This window comes from Lysinibacillus mangiferihumi (genome assembly GCF_003049665.1).
Taxonomy (GTDB): Bacteria; Bacillota; Bacilli; order Bacillales_A; family Planococcaceae; genus Lysinibacillus; species Lysinibacillus mangiferihumi.
On the sequence record NZ_PYWM01000014.1, the window covers coordinates 68,604 to 89,572 of the forward strand.

At 37.2% G+C, this 20,969-nt stretch carries 16 protein-coding genes and 1 riboswitch; of the genes, 15 read left to right on the forward strand and 1 reads right to left on the reverse strand.

Annotated elements, in window-relative coordinates:
* Positions 1-91: 91 nt before the first annotated feature.
* On the forward strand, positions 92-4,309 hold the full coding sequence (locus C9J37_RS14270; protein WP_107895875.1) for an S-layer homology domain-containing protein: 4,218 nt from the start codon (positions 92-94) through the stop codon (positions 4,307-4,309).
* 155 nt (positions 4,310-4,464) lie between these two features.
* On the opposite strand, the gene ytvI is transcribed toward C9J37_RS14270, so the two are convergent.
* Positions 4,465-5,523 (reverse strand): sporulation integral membrane protein YtvI, encoded by a 1,059-nt coding sequence (gene ytvI, locus C9J37_RS14275; protein WP_069508033.1) that lies wholly within the window; start codon positions 5,521-5,523, stop codon positions 4,465-4,467.
* Between the two features lie 94 nt (positions 5,524-5,617).
* On the opposite strand from ytvI, the gene C9J37_RS14280 reads away from it, so the two are divergent.
* From C9J37_RS14280 to C9J37_RS14345, 14 genes are all read left to right on the forward strand, one after another.
* Positions 5,618-6,172, forward strand: coding sequence for a hypothetical protein (locus C9J37_RS14280; RefSeq protein ID WP_107895876.1), 555 nt, complete (start codon positions 5,618-5,620; stop codon positions 6,170-6,172).
* 273 nt (positions 6,173-6,445) lie between these two features.
* Positions 6,446-6,991 carry a glutathione peroxidase gene (locus tag C9J37_RS14285; protein WP_107895877.1) on the forward strand — a complete coding sequence of 182 codons (546 nt, stop codon included), beginning with the start codon at positions 6,446-6,448 and terminating at the stop codon, positions 6,989-6,991.
* A 154-nt stretch (positions 6,992-7,145) separates the two neighbouring features.
* Positions 7,146-7,348, forward strand: a riboswitch (cobalamin riboswitch).
* 155 nt (positions 7,349-7,503) lie between these two features.
* Positions 7,504-8,046, forward strand: a complete 543-nt coding sequence (locus C9J37_RS14290; protein WP_107895878.1) for a cobalamin adenosyltransferase family protein — start codon at positions 7,504-7,506, stop codon at positions 8,044-8,046.
* Position 8,047: 1 nt separating this feature from the next.
* Positions 8,048-9,007 carry an ABC transporter substrate-binding protein gene (locus tag C9J37_RS14295; RefSeq protein WP_107895879.1) on the forward strand — a complete coding sequence of 320 codons (960 nt, stop codon included), beginning with the start codon at positions 8,048-8,050 and terminating at the stop codon, positions 9,005-9,007.
* Between the two features lie 568 nt (positions 9,008-9,575).
* The gene (locus C9J37_RS14300) at positions 9,576-10,343 is read left to right on the forward strand and encodes a tyrosine-protein phosphatase (protein WP_107895880.1); all 768 of its coding nucleotides are present in this window, start codon (positions 9,576-9,578) and stop codon (positions 10,341-10,343) included.
* A gap of 156 nt (positions 10,344-10,499) precedes the next feature.
* Complete coding sequence (locus C9J37_RS14305; protein WP_201262171.1) at positions 10,500-11,867, forward strand: MATE family efflux transporter; 1,368 nt, start codon at positions 10,500-10,502, stop codon at positions 11,865-11,867.
* Complete coding sequence (locus C9J37_RS14310; protein WP_107895882.1) at positions 11,868-12,698, forward strand: putative RNA methyltransferase; 831 nt, start codon at positions 11,868-11,870, stop codon at positions 12,696-12,698.
* Between the two features lie 88 nt (positions 12,699-12,786).
* A complete protein-coding gene (locus C9J37_RS14315) occupies positions 12,787-13,395 on the forward strand; it encodes a lysophospholipid acyltransferase family protein (protein WP_107895883.1) in 609 nt (202 codons plus the stop codon).
* A gap of 187 nt (positions 13,396-13,582) precedes the next feature.
* Positions 13,583-14,047: a low molecular weight protein-tyrosine-phosphatase gene (locus tag C9J37_RS14320; protein ID WP_107895884.1), complete on the forward strand. Its 465-nt coding sequence runs from the start codon at positions 13,583-13,585 to the stop codon at positions 14,045-14,047.
* 221 nt (positions 14,048-14,268) lie between these two features.
* Positions 14,269-14,988 carry a YebC/PmpR family DNA-binding transcriptional regulator gene (locus tag C9J37_RS14325; RefSeq protein WP_107895885.1) on the forward strand — a complete coding sequence of 240 codons (720 nt, stop codon included), beginning with the start codon at positions 14,269-14,271 and terminating at the stop codon, positions 14,986-14,988.
* A gap of 205 nt (positions 14,989-15,193) precedes the next feature.
* Positions 15,194-16,489 (forward strand): arsenic transporter, encoded by a 1,296-nt coding sequence (locus tag C9J37_RS14330; protein ID WP_107895886.1) that lies wholly within the window; start codon positions 15,194-15,196, stop codon positions 16,487-16,489.
* Positions 16,490-16,579: 90 nt separating this feature from the next.
* Positions 16,580-18,328 (forward strand): methyl-accepting chemotaxis protein, encoded by a 1,749-nt coding sequence (locus tag C9J37_RS14335; RefSeq protein WP_107895887.1) that lies wholly within the window; start codon positions 16,580-16,582, stop codon positions 18,326-18,328.
* 215 nt (positions 18,329-18,543) lie between these two features.
* Complete coding sequence (locus C9J37_RS14340; RefSeq protein WP_107895888.1) at positions 18,544-20,286, forward strand: methyl-accepting chemotaxis protein; 1,743 nt, start codon at positions 18,544-18,546, stop codon at positions 20,284-20,286.
* Between the two features lie 82 nt (positions 20,287-20,368).
* Positions 20,369-20,944, forward strand: a complete 576-nt coding sequence (locus C9J37_RS14345) for a YdcF family protein (RefSeq protein ID WP_107895889.1) — start codon at positions 20,369-20,371, stop codon at positions 20,942-20,944.
* The last annotated feature ends 25 nt before the right edge of the window (positions 20,945-20,969 follow it).

Genomic DNA, 20,969 nt, shown 5'->3' on the forward strand with positions numbered 1-20,969 from the left:
GTATCGTATTTGAGAGAAGTTTGAGAGTTACTATTGTTATGCTGATTACGGCATTCATTTTAGAAAAATAAAAAGGGAGAGGAGAAATAGAATGCATAATAAGAAATTGTTACATGTTGTGATTATTTTGTTCATGCTACTTAGCTTGCTACCAATAACACCAAAACAAGCAAAAGCAGCATCGTTAAACCAAATATTTCTAGGAGAACCACAAGCGGTATTTTCGGGTAGTCCAATTAGCTTTGGACAAAAAGCAGTAGCTATTGGAAAAGATAGTAATGGTACACTCCACATGGCAGGAATGGCGGGTTTAACACCCTTTACGTTAAGCGATTTAAAAGGAGTACCAGTCTATCAATTACATACTGAAAGCCCGGAGAAAAATGGATTTAATGGCACGTCAATGGCTGATTTAGATGGTGATGGTAAACAAGATATTGTGTCAGCAGGGCCAAATGGATCTCTTGAAAGCCCTAATAATATTTATTTATGGAACCGTGATAATCAAACATTAACGAAACAATCTACGTTTAATCTATTTTCAAAAGCATTGTATGGAACTAATGTGCAAACAGGAGATGTCAATAATGATGGAAAAGTCGATGTCATTTGGTTTGGACCTGATGAAATGTATGTTGGTATTAATAATAGTACACCAAATAACCCTTCATTTTTGTTGAAAGAGAATGTGGGTGGAGATAATCAGTCGGGAAATTATGGTTGTTCTATGGGTGATTTTAATGGTGATGGTAAATTAGACTATATTTGTTCGACAAATAATAGAAATCATAATGATTTATTTAAAATTGGACTAGGTAATGGCGATGGTACATTTCAGCTTGAAGCAGTACCTCAAAGATCGGATAGTATAGTCGCACGAGATGTTGCTTCAGATGATTTAAATCAAGACGGAAAAGATGATTTTGTATTAGTGAGAGGTAGTTACGCAACGAATTCAATTGAAATATCTGTAGGACTTCGTAATAGTACGAATACAGGTTTTGATATAACGCTATTAAGTCGAAGTGCATTTATGAATGGTTCAATTGCAATTGGTGATGTAAATAATGACGGTTACAAGGATATTGCTCTTAATACTTTAAATAATGCAAATCAAAAGAAATTAGATATTCACCTTAATAATGGGATAGGTCAATTTAACAGCGCTCCTGATGTTACTACAAGTGGGGAAAACATCGATCAACTATTTATAGAAGATATGAATAATGATGGTGTAAATGATATTTTGACAGTTGGGAGAACTGGAGTAAGCTATTATCCAGTAAATCTATATACAGAACTTACTAATTTAGCGCTCGATCAAACGAATATAACGCTTAAACCAAATGCAACAAAACAGTTAACAGCTTTATTTACTCCTGCAAATGCAACATTTCAAGATGTAACATGGGAATCTAGCTACCCTACGATTGCAACAGTTGACCAAAATGGGTTAGTGACAGGGTTAGCAGAAGGTAGCGCTACAATAACAGTCACTTCAACAAAAGATGGTACAAAATTTGCGACATGTAATGTTTTAGTTGGCAATCCACCAACACTGTCTAATTTAACTGTGAGTGAAGGAACACTAAGCCCTACTTTTGCAGAAGACACAAATGACTATATCGTCCATGTAGATAATGCGGTAACTTCATTAAAGGTAACACCGACAGTGATGGATACTGCCGCTACAATAAAAGTACTAGATACAGATGTTACGAGTGAAAGTCCATCTGATGAGCTTTCACTCCAAGTTGGGAAAAATAGTATACCTGTCGTTGTGAAGTCTAGCGATGGTATTGAAAATACGTATACTCTAACTGTAATCAGAAACGCAAGTAGCCCATTGGTTACAAGTGCTTCGACTACGGAACATAGCCAAACGCAAAGCGGATTAGTTATTACATCAGAAGATGGAAATGCCGTTACACATCTGAAAATTAGTAATATTCAAGGTGGGGCATTATTCAAAAACGATGGTACAACAGTCATCCAAGAAGGAGATTTTATTACCATTGCAGAAGGGGATAGCGGCTTAAAGTTCACGCCGACACAATATTTAAATTCAGTGGCAAATGATGTCTTTAGTTTTGATGTTGCTGCAGCACTTGATACAACAGATAGTGGCTTAAGTAATACGGCTCAAGCTACTATTTCTGTGAGTGAAGTGAATGATGAACCAATCGCGACAGATGATACACTATCAGTGAAAGAAAATGCTAAAGCTAAAATCATCACGTTTGCTGAGCTGCTTGCTAATGATAAAGCAGGTCCAGAAAACGAAAACAATCAAAAACTTAGCGTGAAATCTGTTGATAATGCAGTGGGCGGAACGGTAGCGATTGAAAATGATGAAATTAAGTTTATCTTAGAAAAGGATTTTAAAGGTCAAACGGGCTTTCAATATACAATTGTTGATGATGGTACAACTTCTGGAGTAATTGATCCGAAAGAAGCAACAGGAAATGTCGTTTTTTCTGTACAAGAAAACCAAATCCCTACTGTCAATGAACCGATTGCAAATCAACAAGGTATTGCAGGTGGCGATGTTATCTCCTTGGACTTGTCAAATACGTTTAAGGACTTAGATAATGATTCTTTGACACTATCTGCAACTTCACATAAAGAAGCAATTGCAACAGTTTCAATCAAAGATAATAATCTAAAAATTAACCCATTATCAGCCGGCCAAGCTACTATTACTGTTACTGCTGAAGACGACTTTGGAGGCAGAGTTACAACTGATTTTGAAATAACGGTTGTACAACAATTTACTGTTACCTTTGAAGTGAATGGTGGTAGTAAAGTGCCAGCGCAAAAAGTACAAGTGGGAGCTGTCGCTACAAAACCAAGCGAAAATCCAACGAAGGCTGGATACACTTTTGGCGGTTGGTATATGGATCGTGAACTGGCGAAGGTGTTTGATTTTACAAAAGGAATTGAAGGCAATACAACGGTCTACGCGAAGTGGTTCGTTATCTCTAGTGGTGATAGTGGTTCTTCTAGTACACCATCAACGTCGGAACCTACTCCAAAGCCGACTCCTACAGAAGATGTAAAAGTACTTGTTAATGGTAAAGAAGAGGCCATTGGTAAAGCGACAAGCACACAGGTAGGGTCTCAAAAAGTAATGACGGTCACGGTAGATTCTAAAAAATTACAGGAAAAACTAGCAGCAGAAGGTAAAAAAGCTGTTGTGACTATTCCTGTAAATAATGATGCTGATATCATTATTGGAGAATTAAATGCTCAAATGGTAAAAAATATGCAGAATGAGCAAGCACTAGTAGTGATTCAAACACCAACAGCTTCTTACACATTGCCAGCTTCACAAATCAATATAGATGCAATTTCTACAGAAATAGGAAAAGATATTGCACTTGAAGACATTAAAGTACAAATCGAAATTGCGAAGCCTACAAACGATATGGTTAAGTTTGTAGAAAATGTGGCACAACAAGGTAAATTCTCTGTAATGGTTGCACCTATTGAATTTACTGTAAAAGCGGTAAGTACTATGAAAACGGTTGATGTTACAAGCTTCAATGCTTATGTTCAACGAACAATAACGATACCAAAAGACGTCGAAGCAAGCAAAATTACAACGGCGATCGTCGTTAAACAAGACGGCACAGCACAACATGTACCGACAAAAGTGATACAAAAAGAAGGAAAGTACTATGCGGTTATTAATAGTTTAACAAATAGTACGTATGCTCTTGTTTGGAATCCTATTGAATTTACCGATGTGGCTAATCATTGGTCAAAAGAGGCTGTGAATAATCTTGGCTCTCGAATGATTATTAATGGAGTACGTGAGGGCATATTTGCACCTAATCAAGATATAACACGTGCACAATTTGCTGCTATTATAGTCCGTGCACTCGGTTTAAAAACAGATGATCGTACTAGTCATTATGAAGATGTAACAACAGATGCATGGTATGCAAGTTATATAAATGCTGCAAGTGAATACAAGCTTATTCAAGGTTACAGCAATGGTAACTTTGGGCCGAATGATAAAATTACACGTCAGCAAGCAATAACTATTTTAGCGCGTGCTTTGTTGTTAACCGATGTAGATACAACGATTTCAGAGCAAGAAGCGGCAACTATTTTAGCTGCGTTTATAGATGAAGGACAAATTGCCGAATATGCTAAATCTCCTATTGCAGTTGCAGTAAAAACAGGTTTAGTAACAGGTAAGGCAAATAAAACAATCGCGCCAACTGCCAACATTTCACGTGCAGAAGTGGCGGTAATAATCGAACGCTTCTTAAAGAAAGCGGAGCTTATTAATTCAAAGTAATAGACAATAATGTAGGGCACTTCTATTTATAATGAATAGAATGTGCCCTGTGTTTATTTTTATAATTTTTTGTTGCAGGACTTTTAACATAGCCGTGAACCTTAGCCTTAGCGTCCGCCATCTTCCAATCAACCGTCCAATGTATTTAACATCTACTAGATTTTAAAATTGATTTTAATAACCCCTGTTTCTTTTAAGGCGAACAATAAGATGATAACAAATGGCCCTACAAGTAAGCCGATGATACCGAATAGTTGTAGACCGACAAACATCGCTATTAATGTTGGCAGAGGAGATAAACCGATATGTGCGCCCATTACTTTAGGCTCGACAGTTCGACGAATAATTAATAAAATAGCTGCAAGAACAAAGAGCTTAATGGCAATCGATGTATTCCCCATCAAAAGGTGGTAAGTTCCCCAAGGCGCTAAAATAATAATGGAGCCGAGGAACGGGATAACATCAATAATCCAAATAATAAAAGTCATTGTTAGCGCAAATTTTGGTTGAATAAGGAGTAACCCAACAAATGTAACTCCGGCAATGATAAAGCTAACAAGAACTTGTGCCTTCATAAAACCGAAAAATGCATCTTTTAAACGGTTCGTAATAATTTTTAATTTCTTTTCTGTTGATGGCTTTAAATATTTATAAGTTATCTGTTTTAATTTAGGTAAATCGAGCATAAATAAAAATAGAGCAATCATATAAACGAGAAGACTAATAAAGAGGCTTGGAATTTGTGAAAAGAAGGTCGTAACTTTGGTATAATTAAAGAAGTTTAAAAAAGATTCTTCAATTTTCTTAATAAAGTCGGTTGCCGTTTTTTGAAGTGAGGAACTCACTTCAGTCGGAAAGTCTTCTGTATATTTTGAAATATTCTCTTGCATATGCCCCCACATCTCAGATAGCTTAGAAATATAGTAAGGTGCTTGTTTGGAAATGGAAATTATTTGCGACATTAGTTGTGTAATAGTAAAGTAACAGATAATAGAAATAAAAATAACACTTACTATGTATATAAATGCAACAGCTATTTTCCGAGACATTTTCCATTTTCGTTTAAAAAACATGACAATGGGTTCCAATAAAAAAGCTGTAACACCCGCTAATAGTATGGGCACGGAGACTGGTATGATAAAATATGCAGCTACTAGTAGGCATATAATCGCTAGCGTTCGTATAATCAACTTTCGAGTTATCGATCTATTCATAAGCTCTCCTTTTTATCATTAATTTAAGTACAGTGTAACACAATAAAATTAAAATTTAAAAACGTTCTGAAAGTAATGAAGGTAGGGATAAATCATGGAAAAAGAGATTTTGGAGCTTTTTAGTAATTTAACAGAGCGTGACCGTGAAATTGAATATGAGTCTTATAGAAAACTGATGAAGATTGTGCAAGAACCAGTAGATTGGACATATGCAGTTTGGGAACAACTTGTTAAAGCCCTTACATATAATAATGGACATGCGCGTGCGCGTGCTGCACAGTTTTTATGTGCGTTAGCAGCGAAGAGTGATCCAGAAGAGCGTGTTCTTGATGATTTTCTAAAAATCTGGGCAGTGACGTATGATGAAGGTAAAGTAACAGCAAGACATGCATTACAAGCAATCTGGCAAATAGGACTTGCTGGACAGGTTCAAAGAGATTTAATTGTTTCTTATTTAGCAAAAAGGTTCCAAACTTGTATCGATGAAAAGCAACCATCACTTATTCGTTATGATATAATTGTCTCTTTCAAGAAGTTATTTGATGCTACTAATGATCATAAACTATTGGATATTGCGATGAGATTAATTGATGAAGAGCAAGATACAAAATGTAAAAAGAAATATAAAACAGCCATCCGTTTAACATAGCGAGATGGCTATTTTTGTGGCTGAGCATGTCATTTTGAAGAAAGAAAGGTTATTGTTATAATGATAAAAACAGTATTTTTGATTCATATTAATATAGGTCTTATTTACTTACATAGTTTTTAGTATGCAATAGTTACTAGATTTCCAAAAAAGCGACAAGTATAAAACCATTTGTTGAGGAATACGCAACGTAATTGTTCACGCAATATAAAGGGTGGAAGGTTATAGTTGATCATTCTATATAAAAAATAGTAATTAGAAAGGGTCGAGATAATGGGTATTTATAATTATTTAGTAAAGAAGCCAAACGGTGAAATTTTATCAATGGAAACGTATCGTGGAAAGACGATGCTAATTGTCAACACAGCCAACCAATGTGATTTTACATATCAATTCGAAGATTTACAGAAAATGTATGATAAATATGGCAAGGATAATTTCGTTGTGCTAGGTTTCCCTTGTAATCAATTTGGGGAACAAAACCCAGAAGATGGAGCAAAGACGATTAAACTTTGTCAAATTAACTACGGGGTAACATTCCCGATTTTTGAAATAGTTCAGGTAAATGGCGAAGGGACACATCCATTATTCAATTATTTAAAGCACGAAGTAGATTTTCGTGAATTCGGCAAAGCCAATATGCAGGAAAAGATGTTAGCGGAGTCAATTATCCAAATCTCTCCTAGCTTTTTAGATGGGCGTAATATTCGTTGGAACTTTACGAAATTTTTAGTAGATAATCAAGGTAATACAGTTGAACGCTTCGAACCAACCGATTCCCAACTAGATATTGAGCAAGCAATTGAAAAAATTTTATAGCTAGTTCTTTTAGTCAGAATTATTAGGAAAGAATAACGAATAGCTGGTCACGATGTAGAAATAGTGCTAAGTACTGTGTGGATATATTCGATTATACTTCAATCTCATAACTATTTTTTTAAATCCATATATGATAAACTGCTATTCAAGTGAATAATTCTTGCAGAATAATGGTGCTAATTTTAGCATAATCGGGAATTCGGTGTAAGACCGAGGCTGTTTCCGCAACTGTAAGTACAAAAATCATAATACATGCCACTGTCCAAAGACAACAGGATGGGAAGGCTTTATGAGCGCTACGAAATGAAGGTGGCAAACTGTACGAGCCAGGAGACCGATCGTTATTTAATGTATAAAAACTCTTCGGAAGCTAGGAGGATATACGGCAAATACATTAGCTGTCTTCGTCAGACAACACTATATATGCTATTTTCGTCGTTCCCTAGGGAGCGACGTTTTTTTTATGCACCTTTTAAGCAAAATCTGTTCATGAAAGAAAGAAGGGATTACAGATGAAAAAAGATGCGCGTTATTCTTGTTACCCGTTCATGCGTGAAAAAATATCTACAGTTGATTTTGAAATCCGTACAGATAGTTTAACAACGCATATAGGTGTAGCATTGGCTGCTGTAAAAGCCGAAGAAGTTGAAGTAGTCGGGGCAGATTTGTTGACTATTTTGCCAATGGCATACCATGTCAATGGCTCGGTACGTGGCAAACTTGCGGTAACGGAAGAAGATTTGTCATGGCTCAGTGGTCGTTATGATTTTTATGTAGGACATGTAAAGGAACAAATTCAAAATTTTGTTTTGCCACAAGGCACGGGGGCTGCAACTGCGCTTCACTTATGTCGGAGTGAGGCAAAAAAATCGTACCGTGTGCTACATAAAGTGTCAGAGGAAAGGGAAGTACCGGCCATTCTTTTCGACTACTTAGGATTACTAGCTAATGTATTTTTTGTTATGGCTGTTTACATGAATCAACAGGCTGGAATCGCTGAAATCCCGTTTATTAGCAAATCATATCCAATGAAGAAAAAGAAGGAGAATGAATAAAGTGAAAAAACTATTAAAATTCCAATGGCTTACTGTGTTAATGCTTGCGCTTGTATTGACAGGATGCGGCACAGCAGATAAAGCGAAAAATGACGATATATCTAAATCGGACCAACAAGTTGAGCAAAGTGGCTATAAAGTTACGGATGATCGTGATGTAGAAGTAGCATTTGATGCAGTTCCGAAAACAGTTGTGTCATTACAACCAAGTAACACAGAAATTTTATTTGCACTAGGTGTTGGCGATAAAGTTGTCGGAGCTACAAAATATGATACGTACCCAGAAGAAGCAAAAAACATCGAACGTGTGTCAGATTCAGTGACATTTAATAGCGAACGAATTGTAGCCTTAAAGCCAGATGTTGTCATTGCGTACTCTACAGGAAATGAAGAGACACTTGATGCACTAAAAGGCCTTGAAGATGCGGGTGTGAAAGTATTTGTTATTCAATCAGCTGCATCATTTGAAGATGTCTATGGAGATATTCAACAACTTGCTGAAGTGATGGGTGTACAAGATAAAGGTGAGCAATTAAACAAAGAGATTAAAGCGAAAATTGCTGATGTTCAAGCAAAAGTAAAAAGTGTAGAAACACCAAAAAATGTTTACTTAGAAATTAGCCCAAAACCTGATATTTATACAACAGCAGCTGGTACTTTCCAACAGGAAATTTTAAATGCTGCAAATGTCAACAATGTATTTGGTGACCAAACAGGATGGGTAAAGGTGGCAGAGGAAGATGTTATTGCGAAAAACCCTCAAGTTATTATAACAACGGTCAACTATGTAAAAGACCCAGTAGGGGAAATTCTAGGCCGTGATGGATGGAATACGATTACAGCTATTCAAGATAAAGCGGTAAATGCTATTGATACAGATATTTCAAATCGTCCAGGACCTCGTATCGGGGAAGCTGTTGAGATGGTTGCAAAAGCTGTATATCCTGAGTTATTTAAATAAGGATAAACGGTAAAAACCTTTCATATTAGCTTTAGGCAAAAGAGAAAAGAGGCTGGGACATAACCTTAAAATCTTAAATAGAGGTACATTGGTTTTGATAAATTTTTGCTAAGAAAATATATAGAACATATTTACTATTATTTCTTTTGCAATGAATAATAAATTAGAAGGGTTCACTAGTTGTTGGTAGCGGAGGTGGTGACTCTAGCGGGAAAAGCACATTATGTTAGACGCAACAGACCGCGCGTAGCGAGGGTTGCGGCTTACGGTGTGCCCGCAGAAAGCACCGCCGAAGCGGACAATAACGGCGCAGCAAAAAAGTGTTAGATTGACTGCCATCAATCTAACACTTTTTCTCTTTTGTCCCATTATCTGTTTTTGCTATGCCGTTGTTGCCTGCTGGCATTTCTTCCTTTGTAGAAAGTATTCGCCTTAGCGGACAATAGCGTTATTCATGTTTTAAAATAAATATAGTTGAATAAATAAGGCATTGGATAATTGGTATTATCTTTGTTTGTTCTATAAAATAGAAGTAGAAATGATTGCTAACATAAGGGAGGCGTAGTGGATGACACAGTTTGACATGAAAGTTATTCCGTTTGAGGCAGTCTTGAATTTCCGCGACATGGGTGGCTATAAGACGAGGGATGGTCGTATCGTAAAGAATGGCTTGCTATATCGTTCAGCTGCACTTGGTAAGATGACACCAGCGGATAAGGTGCGCTTTGAAACATTAGGGGTAAAAACAATTTTTGATTACCGAGATGAACACGAGGCACGAAATAACCCTAATCCAACATTCAAGGATGCAAAGTATATCCAAATTCCTGCTAAGGGAAATCATGCGTTTGAGATGCCAACAAATACTGGTGGTCACAATTTTTATAAAGTTGTAAGTCCTGACATGTTCCGAGATTTTTATGCACAAATGCCATTTAACAATGTGTCATTTAAAAAATTAATGACAACCATCCAAAATCCAGATAATCTAGGTCTAGTTCATCATTGTGCAGTAGGCAAAGATCGAACAGGTATTGGAGGAGCTCTAATTTTGCTAGCATTAGATGTGCCAGAGGAAACCATTATGCAAGACTATTTAGAAACAAATATTTACTTACGCCCAATGGTAGAACGCATGGCACAGGCAATCCAAGATACTTTTAATGATCATGAATTACAGCAGTTTCACGCACTAATGTCAGCGCGCGAGGATTATTTGCAAGCCGCATTTGATGAAATGGATAGTCGATACGGTTCAAAAAACGTATTTTTAGAGCAAGAATTTGGCTTAACAACAGAAAAACGACAGCAATTACAAGAATATTGCTTATGTTAATAAGACACCCTTTCACGCCATGCAGTGAGAGGGATTTTTTTTGTAGCTATGAAATTATTTTTGTATTACCTATCCTATACAACAAGCCAATCTGTGATAAGATACAATAGATTTTTATGTAATGGATAGAGAGAAGTGAAGTAGTTGGGACATGCGATGAGAGAGAAACATTCGACCGACCAGTTTAGTTTAGTTCATTTAACATGGCCGATCTTTTTGGAAGTTTTTTTATTTATGTTAATGGGATTAGCCGATACATTGATGTTAAGTGCTTTGTCGGATAATGCCGTTTCAGGTGTTGGTGCTGCCAATCAATATATTCATATTGCGATATTAATACTTGAAGTGGTGGGCAATGGTGCTGCAATTGTTGTATCGCAATATTTAGGTTCGAAACGCTATTTAGAGGCTACAAAAATTTCGGCATTAGCAGTTACGATGAACGTAATTGTTGGGCTTATTATGAGTATGATTTTTTTCTTTGGCTCAAGCCATTTAATGACGCTGATGAATTTAAAGGGCGATGTTTTGCAATATGCGCAAAGCTATTTAGTCATTATAGGTAGTTTTATTTTTTTACAGGCTATTATTAATGCGTTAGCAGCCATTATTCGTGTCCATGGTTGGACGAAACAGACCATGTACGTTTCGCTTGGAATGAATGTTATCCATGTCCTCTTAAATTATGGATTAATCTTTGGGAATTTTGGACTGCCAGAATTGGGTGTTAAGGGCGCTGCGATTTCCTCCATTATTAGCAGGGGACTGGCGGTACTTGTTTTTTCGTGGCTGTTGTATCAGGTCATGGAGATACGTGTGAAAGTGGAATACTATTTCACCTATTCAAAAGAATATGTCCGGAAAATTTTAAATATCGGTTTACCATCTGCTTTTGAGCAAGTGCTCTACCAATTTTGCCAAATTGTCTTCCTTTATTACGCAACCTATATAGGTGCTGAGACGCTTGCAGCAAGACAATACGCAATGAATATTTCAATGTTTACATACTTATTTGCAGTTGCAATCGGTACAGGGACGGCGATTATTATAGGTCGATATGTGGGGGCAGGTAAAAAAGATGAGGCCTATCATCAATTATGGGTAAGCGTGCGCTCAGCTTTTATTTTCACGATACTTATGGTGAGTGTTGTTACAATTTTCCGTACGCAGTTCATGAGCCTTTTTACAGATAATCCAGAGATTATCGCAATCGGCGGATCTGTTTTAGCGTTAAGTATATTGTTAGAAACAGGTCGTACAATGAATATCGTCGTTATTAATTCATTACGTGCTTCAGGTGATGCAAGGTTTCCTGTTAAAATCGGATTTTTATCAATGGTATGTATGAGTTTGCCACTTGGCTACTTATTTGTATTTGTTTTAGATTGGGGATTAGTAGGAATTTGGTTAGCTATTTCAGCAGATGAATGGATGCGTGCTATTATCGTATACTTTAGGTGGAAAAGTAGAAAATGGGAGCGTTTTGCCATTGTTTCGCCAACAGAAAAAAGGAGAGAAATATAAATGGGGGCCATTTCTAAACGAGCTGCAGGAGCGGCATTAATAAATGCAAATATTGAGCTATTTGCTTGTCCAATTTGTCAGGAGTCCATGCAAGTGTATGAGCAAGGGAGGTTGACATGTACAGCAAACCATTCTTTTGATATCGCCAAGCAAGGCTATGTCAATATGCTAACGCATGGAGCAACCTCTAAATATAGCAAGGATCTTTTTGAATCCCGTAAAAAGATAATTGATAGTGGGTTGTACGATCCTCTAGAGGAGAAAATAGCAGAATTAATAGGACAAGCAAAAACGGTGCTGGATACCGGCTGTGGAGAGGGTTCGCATTTAGCTCGCATACTGTCTGAAAGAGATAGTATCGGTGTAGGCATTGATATTGCAAAAGAGGGAATCCTTGCTGCTGCTCGCCATTACCCAGAGCAAATTTGGTGTGTAGGAGATTTAGCGAAAAGTCCCTTTGCTAAGCATAGCTTTAATGTCATATTAAATATTCTATCCCCAGCAAATTATGAAGAATTTAAACGACTACTTACAACTGGAGGATGCGTTGTAAAAGTGGTTCCGCAAAGTGGTTATTTGCAACAATTACGAGCGCAGCTTTACGCTGATTCGGCTCAAGAAACGTACTCCAATGAGCAAACGGTCGAACGCTTTCGTGAATGTTTTACAAAGGTTACAGTAGAGCGCATTACTTATACGGTTCCACTTGCTGCAATGCTTGTACCAGCATTGCTTGAAATGACGCCGATGGGCTGGCATAAAGCACAGCAAACAGCAGTGGACGTCAGCGAAATAACGATTGATGTTGATATCTTAATCGGTCAAGTATAAATCAGATAGATTTGACTTGGACAATTGCGGTATACAGCACTTTTCGATTACAATAGTAATAACTATTGAATAAGGTAGGAATAAAACAGTGTATAAATTTACGGCAAATCTTGTCAAATTAATATTAAAATTATCAGGTTCAAAGGCTCGTGTATATGATGCGCATAACTTACCGAAGGATGGTGGGTTTATTATTGCGTGTACACATACAGGCTATGTGGATATATTAAATTTAGGTGTTGCGGTCATGCCTCGTGAAATTCACTTTATGGCGAAAAAGCAATTGTTTGATATCAAAGGACTAGGATGGCTTATTAATCATTTAAATGCCTTTCCTGTTGACCGTGATAATCCCGGACCAAGTGTGATCAAAATTCCCTCGCAGTTGCTGAAAGAGGGAAAAATTGTTGGGATTTTCCCATCAGGTACGCGTAATTCAGAAGGAACAGATTTAAAGCAGGGTGCTATCACGATAGCACAACTGTCCAAAACTCAAATCGTTCCAGCCGCTTACGTTGGAGCGCGAAATGCTGGCGATGTCTTTAAACGAGGAAAGGGTTATCTCATCTATGGAGAGCCGTTTTATGTGACAGGGAAAGGAAAAGAAGGTCGTGAGGAATTTACACACCATCTTGAACAGGAGTTAATTGCGTTAACAGAAGAATTGAATAAACGCATTGCAGCAGATAAAAAATAATACAGTAAGCACTCAGAATCTCGTTGATTTTGGGTGCTTTGTCGTAGGAGGCTCTTAACTCGATTTAGCTAAGGTCAAGCTGAATCAAGTTAAGAGCCCCAGCGGATGTCATAGATTTTTTGGAGGAGGTTTTCGAGCATGCTCGATAAAAATTTGGACGCAATTACGCCAAGGGGTAATTGATTTTATGATACATGTACTATTCGTTTGCCTAGGGAATATTTGTCGCTCACCAATGGCTGAGGCAGTCATGCGAGATTTAATAGAAAAAGCACAGTTGACCGACAAAATCGACGTAGATTCCGCTGCAACAAGCTCATGGCATATCGGTGAGCCACCCCACCGTGGAACACAAGACAAGTTACGAGAATATGGTATAGCGACAAAGGGAATGCAAGGAAGACAGCTACAAAAACATGATTTTGATCAATTTGATTATATTGTAGGAATGGATGAAAATAATGTACGTAATATTTTTACGATGCTAGGTAATCCAGATTCACCGAAGATTTTTCGTTTTTTAGATTTAACGGACCATCAAATGGATGTACCTGATCCATACTATACAGGTGATTTTCAGGAAACTTATGAACTAGTATTAGAGGGCTGTCAGGCATTATTAGAAAAAATTAAGTTTGACAACAAGTTATAGGCACTAACTTCACGGTTAATTTTTGTCTTAAAATGGTAAATGTTGTGTGATTTCCCCATGTGAAAAGATTACCTTAAACATTGGCATATCTAGCTTTGAAGGCATCAATATGTTATTATTTGCAGAGTAAAGATACGAAAAGTATTTAAATACCATTTGCAGATGTGTAAATGTGCATCTATGATTTTTATAAACTTTATTTTTGAAAGAGAGTGGAAACAATGGGTCGTAAGTGGAACAATATTAAAGAAAAGAAGGCGTCAAAAGACCAAAGCACAAGTCGTGTTAATGCAAAATTTGGTCGCGAAATTTATGTAGCAGCAAAATCAGGCGAACCAGATCCTGAATCAAATCGCGCTCTTAAAGTTGTTCTTGAACGTGCTAAAACTTACAGTGTTCCTAAACATATTATTGAAAAAGCGATTGAAAAAGCAAAAGGTGGCGGTGATGAAAACTTCGACGAATTACGCTACGAAGGTTTCGGACCGGCTGGCACAATGCTAATCGTGGATGCTTTAACAAACAATGTGAACCGTACTGCATCTGATGTACGTGCAGCATTTGGTAAAAACAACGGTAACATGGGTGTAAGTGGTTCTGTTGCGTATATGTTTGATTCAACAGCAGTTATTGGTTTAGAAGGTAAGACAGCAGATGAAGTACTTGAAATTTTAATGGAAGCAGATGTCGATGCTCGTGATATTCTTGAAGAAGAAGATACTGTTATCGTTTATGCTGAGCCAGATCAATTCTTTGCTGCACAAGAAGCGCTGAAGGCGGCAGGTGTTCAAGAATTTACCGTTGCAGAGCTTTCAATGCTTCCTCAAACAGAAGTGACATTAACAGGTGACGATGTAGCAAAATTTGAAAAACTAATTGATGCTTTAGAAGATTTAGATGATGTACAAAACGTTTACCATAACGCAGATTTAGGTGAATAGTTTTTATTATCAGTCAGGCCAGTAGCAAACCATTGCTACTGGTTTTTACTTGCTCCAGCAAAAAAGCCCTCCAACTCTAAAAGAGGCCCGTCGCATAAAGATTAAAAATCAGTGGATACCATAGGTTAAAGAAAGTGCTTTTTGCGTATGCTTGGAAAAATGGGCACAGATAAGCAAATGTGGAAATTTATTAAGGGGGAGAATTGTGCAAACCTTATTAGCAATCGTTATTTTTTTAGTGACGTTATTTTTAGTCATTGTGCAACCACGTAGATTATCTATTGGCTGGTCTGCCTGTATCGGTGCAGCATTTGCCTTAATGCTGGGCGTCGTAACATGGCATGATGTCGTGGTGGTAACTGACATTGTGTGGAATGCTACCTTATCATTTATAGGCATTATTATTATTTCTCTGATTTTGGATGAAATCGGATTTTTTGAATGGGCTGCATTACATATGGCACGACTTGCAAGAGGTAGTGGTATTCGTTTATTCATCTATATAGGTTGCTTAGGAGCGATTGTTTCAGCGCTATTTGCGAACGATGGTGCAGCATTGATATTAACGCCAATCGTATTAGCAATGGTACGAAAGTTAAACTTAACAGAGCAAAAGGTTTTTCCGTTTATTATTGCAAGTGGATTTATAGCAGATACAACATCATTACCACTAGTAATTAGTAATTTAACAAATATTGTATCAGCGGATTTTTTTGATATCGGCTTTACAGAATATGCGGTGCATATGGTAGTGCCGAATATTGTTTCTTTAATAGCTAGTATACTCGTGCTATATGTTTTTTTCAGAAAGGCTATTCCGAAGCAGTACTCGATGGAGGCGGTAGTTCAACCAACTGTTGCCATTCAAGATAAAAAATTATTCCACATTTCGTGGTACGTTATAGCAATATTATTAATTGGATTTTTATTTAGTGAATATTTTATTATTCCAGTGTCATTTATTTTATGTAGTGTTGCGCTAATTTTTTTATGGTTGGCACAGAGAAGTAAAAATATTGATACGCAGAGGGTTATGAAAGGTGCCCCGTGGAGTATAGTGTTCTTTTCAATAGGAATGTACGTAGTCGTTTATGGTTTGAAAAATGTAGGGCTTACGGGGTTGTTAGCCGATTTGTTAGAGCATGCCGTTCAGCAAGGCTTATTTGTAGCGACGCTAACGATGGGATTTGTAGCAGCCATTTTATCAGCAGTTATGAATAATTTGCCGACGGTGATGATAGATGCTTTAGCTATTGCTGAAACAAGTGCGACAGGAACTATTAAAGCAGGACTTATTTATGCGAATGTTATAGGCACGAATCTAGGGCCGAAAATAACGCCGATTGGTTCCTTAGCTACATTGTTATGGCTGCATATATTGGCACAAAAAGGTATTAAAATTAGTTGGGGGCAGTACTTTAAAATAGGTATTATCCTAACGATCCCGACACTGCTTGTTACATTACTCGCATTATGCGCTTGGCTAGCAATAATATTATAGTATTAAAGTCAAAATAGTTGAAAAAATAAATTTTTAGGTAATAATTAGTTATTATACTAGCAAAATGAAGAAGGAAAGTGTGCCGAAAATATGAGCAGAGCAAATAAGTTAAGTAATAAAATTATTTTAATTTCATTAATGACATTAGTCGCTTTATTAATTGGTTTTATCGTCACGACGATTTACACGGCGAAATCATCTGTAAATAAAACAATGGGCTCGCAGGCCGTAGCGGTAGCAGAAAACATTGCAAAACAGTTAAATGCGGACGATTATATTGAGCTTTCAAAAAAACCATCGGAGTCTAAACTTTACTGGGAGCTAAGAGAGCAATTAAACGATTTACGAGAGAAAAATGGCGTGCTTTATGCTTATACATTTGCGGTACCAAAGGAAGATCAGAAAGTAAGATTTTTAGTTGATGGTATGCCTAAAGATGACCAAGAAAATGCAGGTGCTATCAATTCGGAATCATCTTCTACTTACTATAAGGATCTTGAAAAAGTAATGGCTACAGGTAGCTATTATTCCGCAATATTACATAGTGACTTTGGAGATTATTTATCGGGTACAGTGCCATTAAAAGATGAATCCGGTACGATTGTTGCCTTTGTTGGTGTAGATATTGATGCGACACAAGTAAGTGGCGTAACGAATACGGTATTAACTTCAGTTTTACCAGCCCTTATTGCGATTATGTTCGTATTAACGGTGGTTGGAATGGTCATCATGTATCGTTATATTAACCGTTCATTAAAACCACTCAGTTCTTTAGGTGAAGCTGCTGAATGCTTTGCACGTGGTGATATTGTTCAAGCAACGGAAGCCGTCGAGAAACTACAGTTTAAAGGTAAAAATGAAATTGCCGTTTTCGCCAATGCTTTTAAGGAATCGCTGATAAAATTAAAAGACACTTTCCAAACGATTCAGCTTCGCACGGTTGCTTTACGAGAGGTTGTAGGCAAAATAGATGCTACATCACAGCAGGTTGAAGCATCAAACTCAAAAATTGCAGACCGTATTATTGAAATTGCGGCAGGTAGTGAGCAGCACCAGCAAAACAATAATGAGGTTTTGTTAACAATGAATGAAATGTCGATTGGCATCCAACGTTTAGCTGATACAACTTCCGAAATCGCTGAGTCTTCCAGTGCCATGACGGGATTAGTAGAGTCCAATGTAAACCATTCTCAAGAGGTTATTTCACAAATCCAAAATGTTGAATCTTCTGTGTTGCGTACAGCAGGACATGTTGAAGAGATGGGCAATAAATTCCGTTCAATTGAAGATATGGTACTAGTCATTACCAATATTGCCGATCAAACAAACCTACTTGCATTAAATGCTGCTATTGAAGCGGCGAGAGCTGGGGAAGCTGGCAAAGGCTTTGCAGTAGTAGCAGATGAAGTACGTAAGTTGGCTGAAATGTCTAAGACTTCTGCTGATGATATTCAAAAACATTTAGTAAGCTTTAAAGATATTACGGACCGTGCTCTTTCTGAAATGGCACAAAGTACGGAAGATGTGCAAGCGGGGAATGCAGCGGTGCAACAAATTGGTACAAGCCTTTCACAAATTTTACAATCGGTTGCAATGGTTAACAATAAAATTCAAGATGATTCTGCAGTAATCGAAGAAATGTCAGCCGGTTCAGAAGAAATATTAGCGACGATAGAGCAAATGCAAAATATTGCGCAGCAAAGTGCCTTAGGTACGAAAGAAGTTGCAACTGCTTCAGATTTACAGGTGGCAATGGTTTCAGAATTAAATGAAGTAGTAGAAATTTTGGAACGCACATCTAAAGAGGTAATTGAAGCGATTAATACATTTAAATTATAAAGAATATCAAAAAACTATTTTTCTACGCATTGTATCCCTGTAGAAAGATAGTTTTTTTTCTGTGCGAAAAAATGTGTATATTAGCATATTTAAACGAAAAGGTGAGTATTCTACACATTTATTGTGAAATACATATTGTGTAAACTATAAAACCATTCCATAATATAGATTAATATTAATGCTTTAAATGAACGAAGTAAAAAGGGGTGTAAAGCATGAAATTTTTACGTTCAATACAGGGGAAATTAATTATCGTTTCAATGGCATTACTAATAGTGCCGAGCTTAATCATTGGTATAGTCAGTTATGGGAAAGCAAAGGATGGTATGGAAGGTTTAGGCGAACAAGTTATTCAAAATAGTGTTGAGTCTACTTTGCAATTAATCGAACTTGCAAATGAAAGTGTAGAAAAAGGTGACATCCCTTTGGAGGTTGCGCAGGAAAGAGTCCGAGAAGCGCTGCTTGGTCCAAAGGATAGTGAGGGAAAACGACCAATTAATTATCCTGGTAATCTAGGAGAGTATGGTTATATCTATGTTTTAGACGACAAAGGAACATTAACTACACATCCTACTCGCGAAGGGGATAACTTGTGGGATGATCAAGATAGCAGTGGAAAGTATTTTATTCGTGATGTAACCGAGCGAGCATTACAAGGCGGTGGCTTTACGGAATATGAGTTTGCACTTCCAGGTCAGGACGTATTAGCTGATAAAATCATTTACTCTGCAAAAGATCCACATTGGGGATGGATCGTAGCATCTGGTACATATATGCAAGATTTTAATAAGGAAGCCAATTCACTGTTATTGGTTATTGGTCTAACGTTATTGGGCGCCATTATTATTGGTACCGTCATTGTAATTTTTGTGTCTAGACATCTGGCTTTACCAGTTAAAAACTTATCGAAGCGTGTTCATGAAGTGGCACAAGGTAATTTAACCGTTGAAATTGAAAACCTACAACGATCAGATGAGATTGGGCAATTAAACACAGGCTTTAATGAAATGGTAGATCAATTAAAGACATTAATTACAGATGTTGAGGAGGCCATTGTCGAAATTCAATCTACTTCATCCAATTTAACAGCCGTTGCAGAGGAGACTAATGCTTACGGTGATGAAATTGTCAAAGCGATTAATGAGGTATCAAGAGGGGCAGTGAAACAAGCATCAGATGCAGAGGATACGAATCGTACAGCGATTGCATTTGCACAGCAAATTGTAGAGCTACATGATAAAAATGAATTAATGTTGGATGCTTCTCAAAAAATGAAGCAGTCCAATGAAGAAGGGCTTGTGAATTTAAACAGTTTGAAACACAAATCACAACAATCGTCTGCGCTTATTAACAGTGTTCAAACAGTGTTCAATAGCTTAATTGTTAAAGTAAGAGAAATTGAAGGTATTGTGGGCACAATCAATGAAATTTCCGATCAAACGAATCTTCTTGCATTAAATGCATCGATTGAAGCGGCACGTGCTGGGGAGCATGGCAAAGGCTTTGCTGTAGTAGCGGAGGAAGTACGTAAGCTAGCAGATCAAACATCTGTTGCAACAGATTTGGTACGCACGACGTTACGAGGTATTGAAAGTGAAACGAACTTAGTAAACGATGAGATGCAAAAAACAAGTCTCATTGTCCGTGAGCAAAATAATTCAGTTAGTATGATGGAATCTTCATTTAATGAGATAGAAGCGTCTGTCGGAGAGATTATAGTAAATATTGGAGAGATGACGGCGGGCGTAGAATATTTAAATAGCTCTAAGGAAGATATTATGCAATCTATTGAAAGTATCGCGCTGATTAGTGAGAAAAATGCAGCTTCCTCAGAAGAAGTCACAGCATCAGTTGACGAGCAACAGAGAGCTATTCAGCTTATTAGCGAATCATCTAATGATTTAACAGACGAAATTTCAGCATTACAGGAATCTATTCAACGTTTTACAATAAGATAACCAATTGGATGTTTGTACAGTAGTTTTTGTACAAGCATCTTTTTTATAGGCAAGACGTTGTTAGTATAAAGGGGTGTTGCATATGAAAAGGTGGATAGTGGGAGGCATCATAATTGTTGTTTGTATAGGTAGTGCTCTTTATATATGGTTAGGACAGGAAATGAAACGAGGCACACAGCCAGTTGCAGATGGAACCACACCATATGTTATCGTGCTTGGAGCAAAAGTAAAGCCAGGTGGTGTATTATCACTATCTTTAAAAAGTAGATTGGAAGAGGCTGTAACCTATCTCAATCAATACCCACATGTTAAGGTAATCGTCTCGGGTGGACAGGGAACAGATGAGGATAGAACAGAGGCATCTGCAATGTTTACGTACCTAGAAGAGAAGGGCATTGAAGCTGAACGAATTTTAATGGAAGAGCAATCCACATCGACATATGAAAACTTATTATTTTCAAAAGAATTACTACCAGCAGGGACAAAGCAAATTACGATTGTCTCGAATGATTTCCATTTACAACGAGCGAAGTATTTAGCGAATAAGCTTGATTTAGAGGCAGATGTCGTTGTTGCCAAAACCCCAAAATCTGTGGAAGCGAAGTTAAGACTACGTGAAAGAGCTGCATTATTAAAAACATATATCATTGGTCATTAATGATATTTACTTTCTTTCCATTATA

What these genes read in the sequence shown, in the direction of transcription:
- C9J37_RS14270 (WP_107895875.1), top strand. Translation starts at nt 92, where the DNA reads ATGCATAATAAGAAATTGTTACATGTTGTGATTATTTTGTTCATGCTA.
- ytvI (WP_069508033.1), bottom strand. Translation starts at nt 5,523, where the DNA reads ATGAATAGATCGATAACTCGAAAGTTGATTATACGAACGCTAGCGATT.
- C9J37_RS14280 (WP_107895876.1), top strand. Translation starts at nt 5,618, where the DNA reads ATGGAAAAAGAGATTTTGGAGCTTTTTAGTAATTTAACAGAGCGTGAC.
- C9J37_RS14285 (WP_107895877.1), top strand. Translation starts at nt 6,446, where the DNA reads ATGGGTATTTATAATTATTTAGTAAAGAAGCCAAACGGTGAAATTTTA.
- C9J37_RS14290 (WP_107895878.1), top strand. Translation starts at nt 7,504, where the DNA reads ATGAAAAAAGATGCGCGTTATTCTTGTTACCCGTTCATGCGTGAAAAA.
- C9J37_RS14300 (WP_107895880.1), top strand. Translation starts at nt 9,576, where the DNA reads ATGACACAGTTTGACATGAAAGTTATTCCGTTTGAGGCAGTCTTGAAT.
- C9J37_RS14305 (WP_201262171.1), top strand. Translation starts at nt 10,500, where the DNA reads ATGAGAGAGAAACATTCGACCGACCAGTTTAGTTTAGTTCATTTAACA.
- C9J37_RS14310 (WP_107895882.1), top strand. Translation starts at nt 11,868, where the DNA reads ATGGGGGCCATTTCTAAACGAGCTGCAGGAGCGGCATTAATAAATGCA.
- C9J37_RS14320 (WP_107895884.1), top strand. Translation starts at nt 13,583, where the DNA reads ATGATACATGTACTATTCGTTTGCCTAGGGAATATTTGTCGCTCACCA.
- C9J37_RS14325 (WP_107895885.1), top strand. Translation starts at nt 14,269, where the DNA reads ATGGGTCGTAAGTGGAACAATATTAAAGAAAAGAAGGCGTCAAAAGAC.
- C9J37_RS14335 (WP_107895887.1), top strand. Translation starts at nt 16,580, where the DNA reads ATGAGCAGAGCAAATAAGTTAAGTAATAAAATTATTTTAATTTCATTA.
- C9J37_RS14340 (WP_107895888.1), top strand. Translation starts at nt 18,544, where the DNA reads ATGAAATTTTTACGTTCAATACAGGGGAAATTAATTATCGTTTCAATG.
- C9J37_RS14345 (WP_107895889.1), top strand. Translation starts at nt 20,369, where the DNA reads ATGAAAAGGTGGATAGTGGGAGGCATCATAATTGTTGTTTGTATAGGT.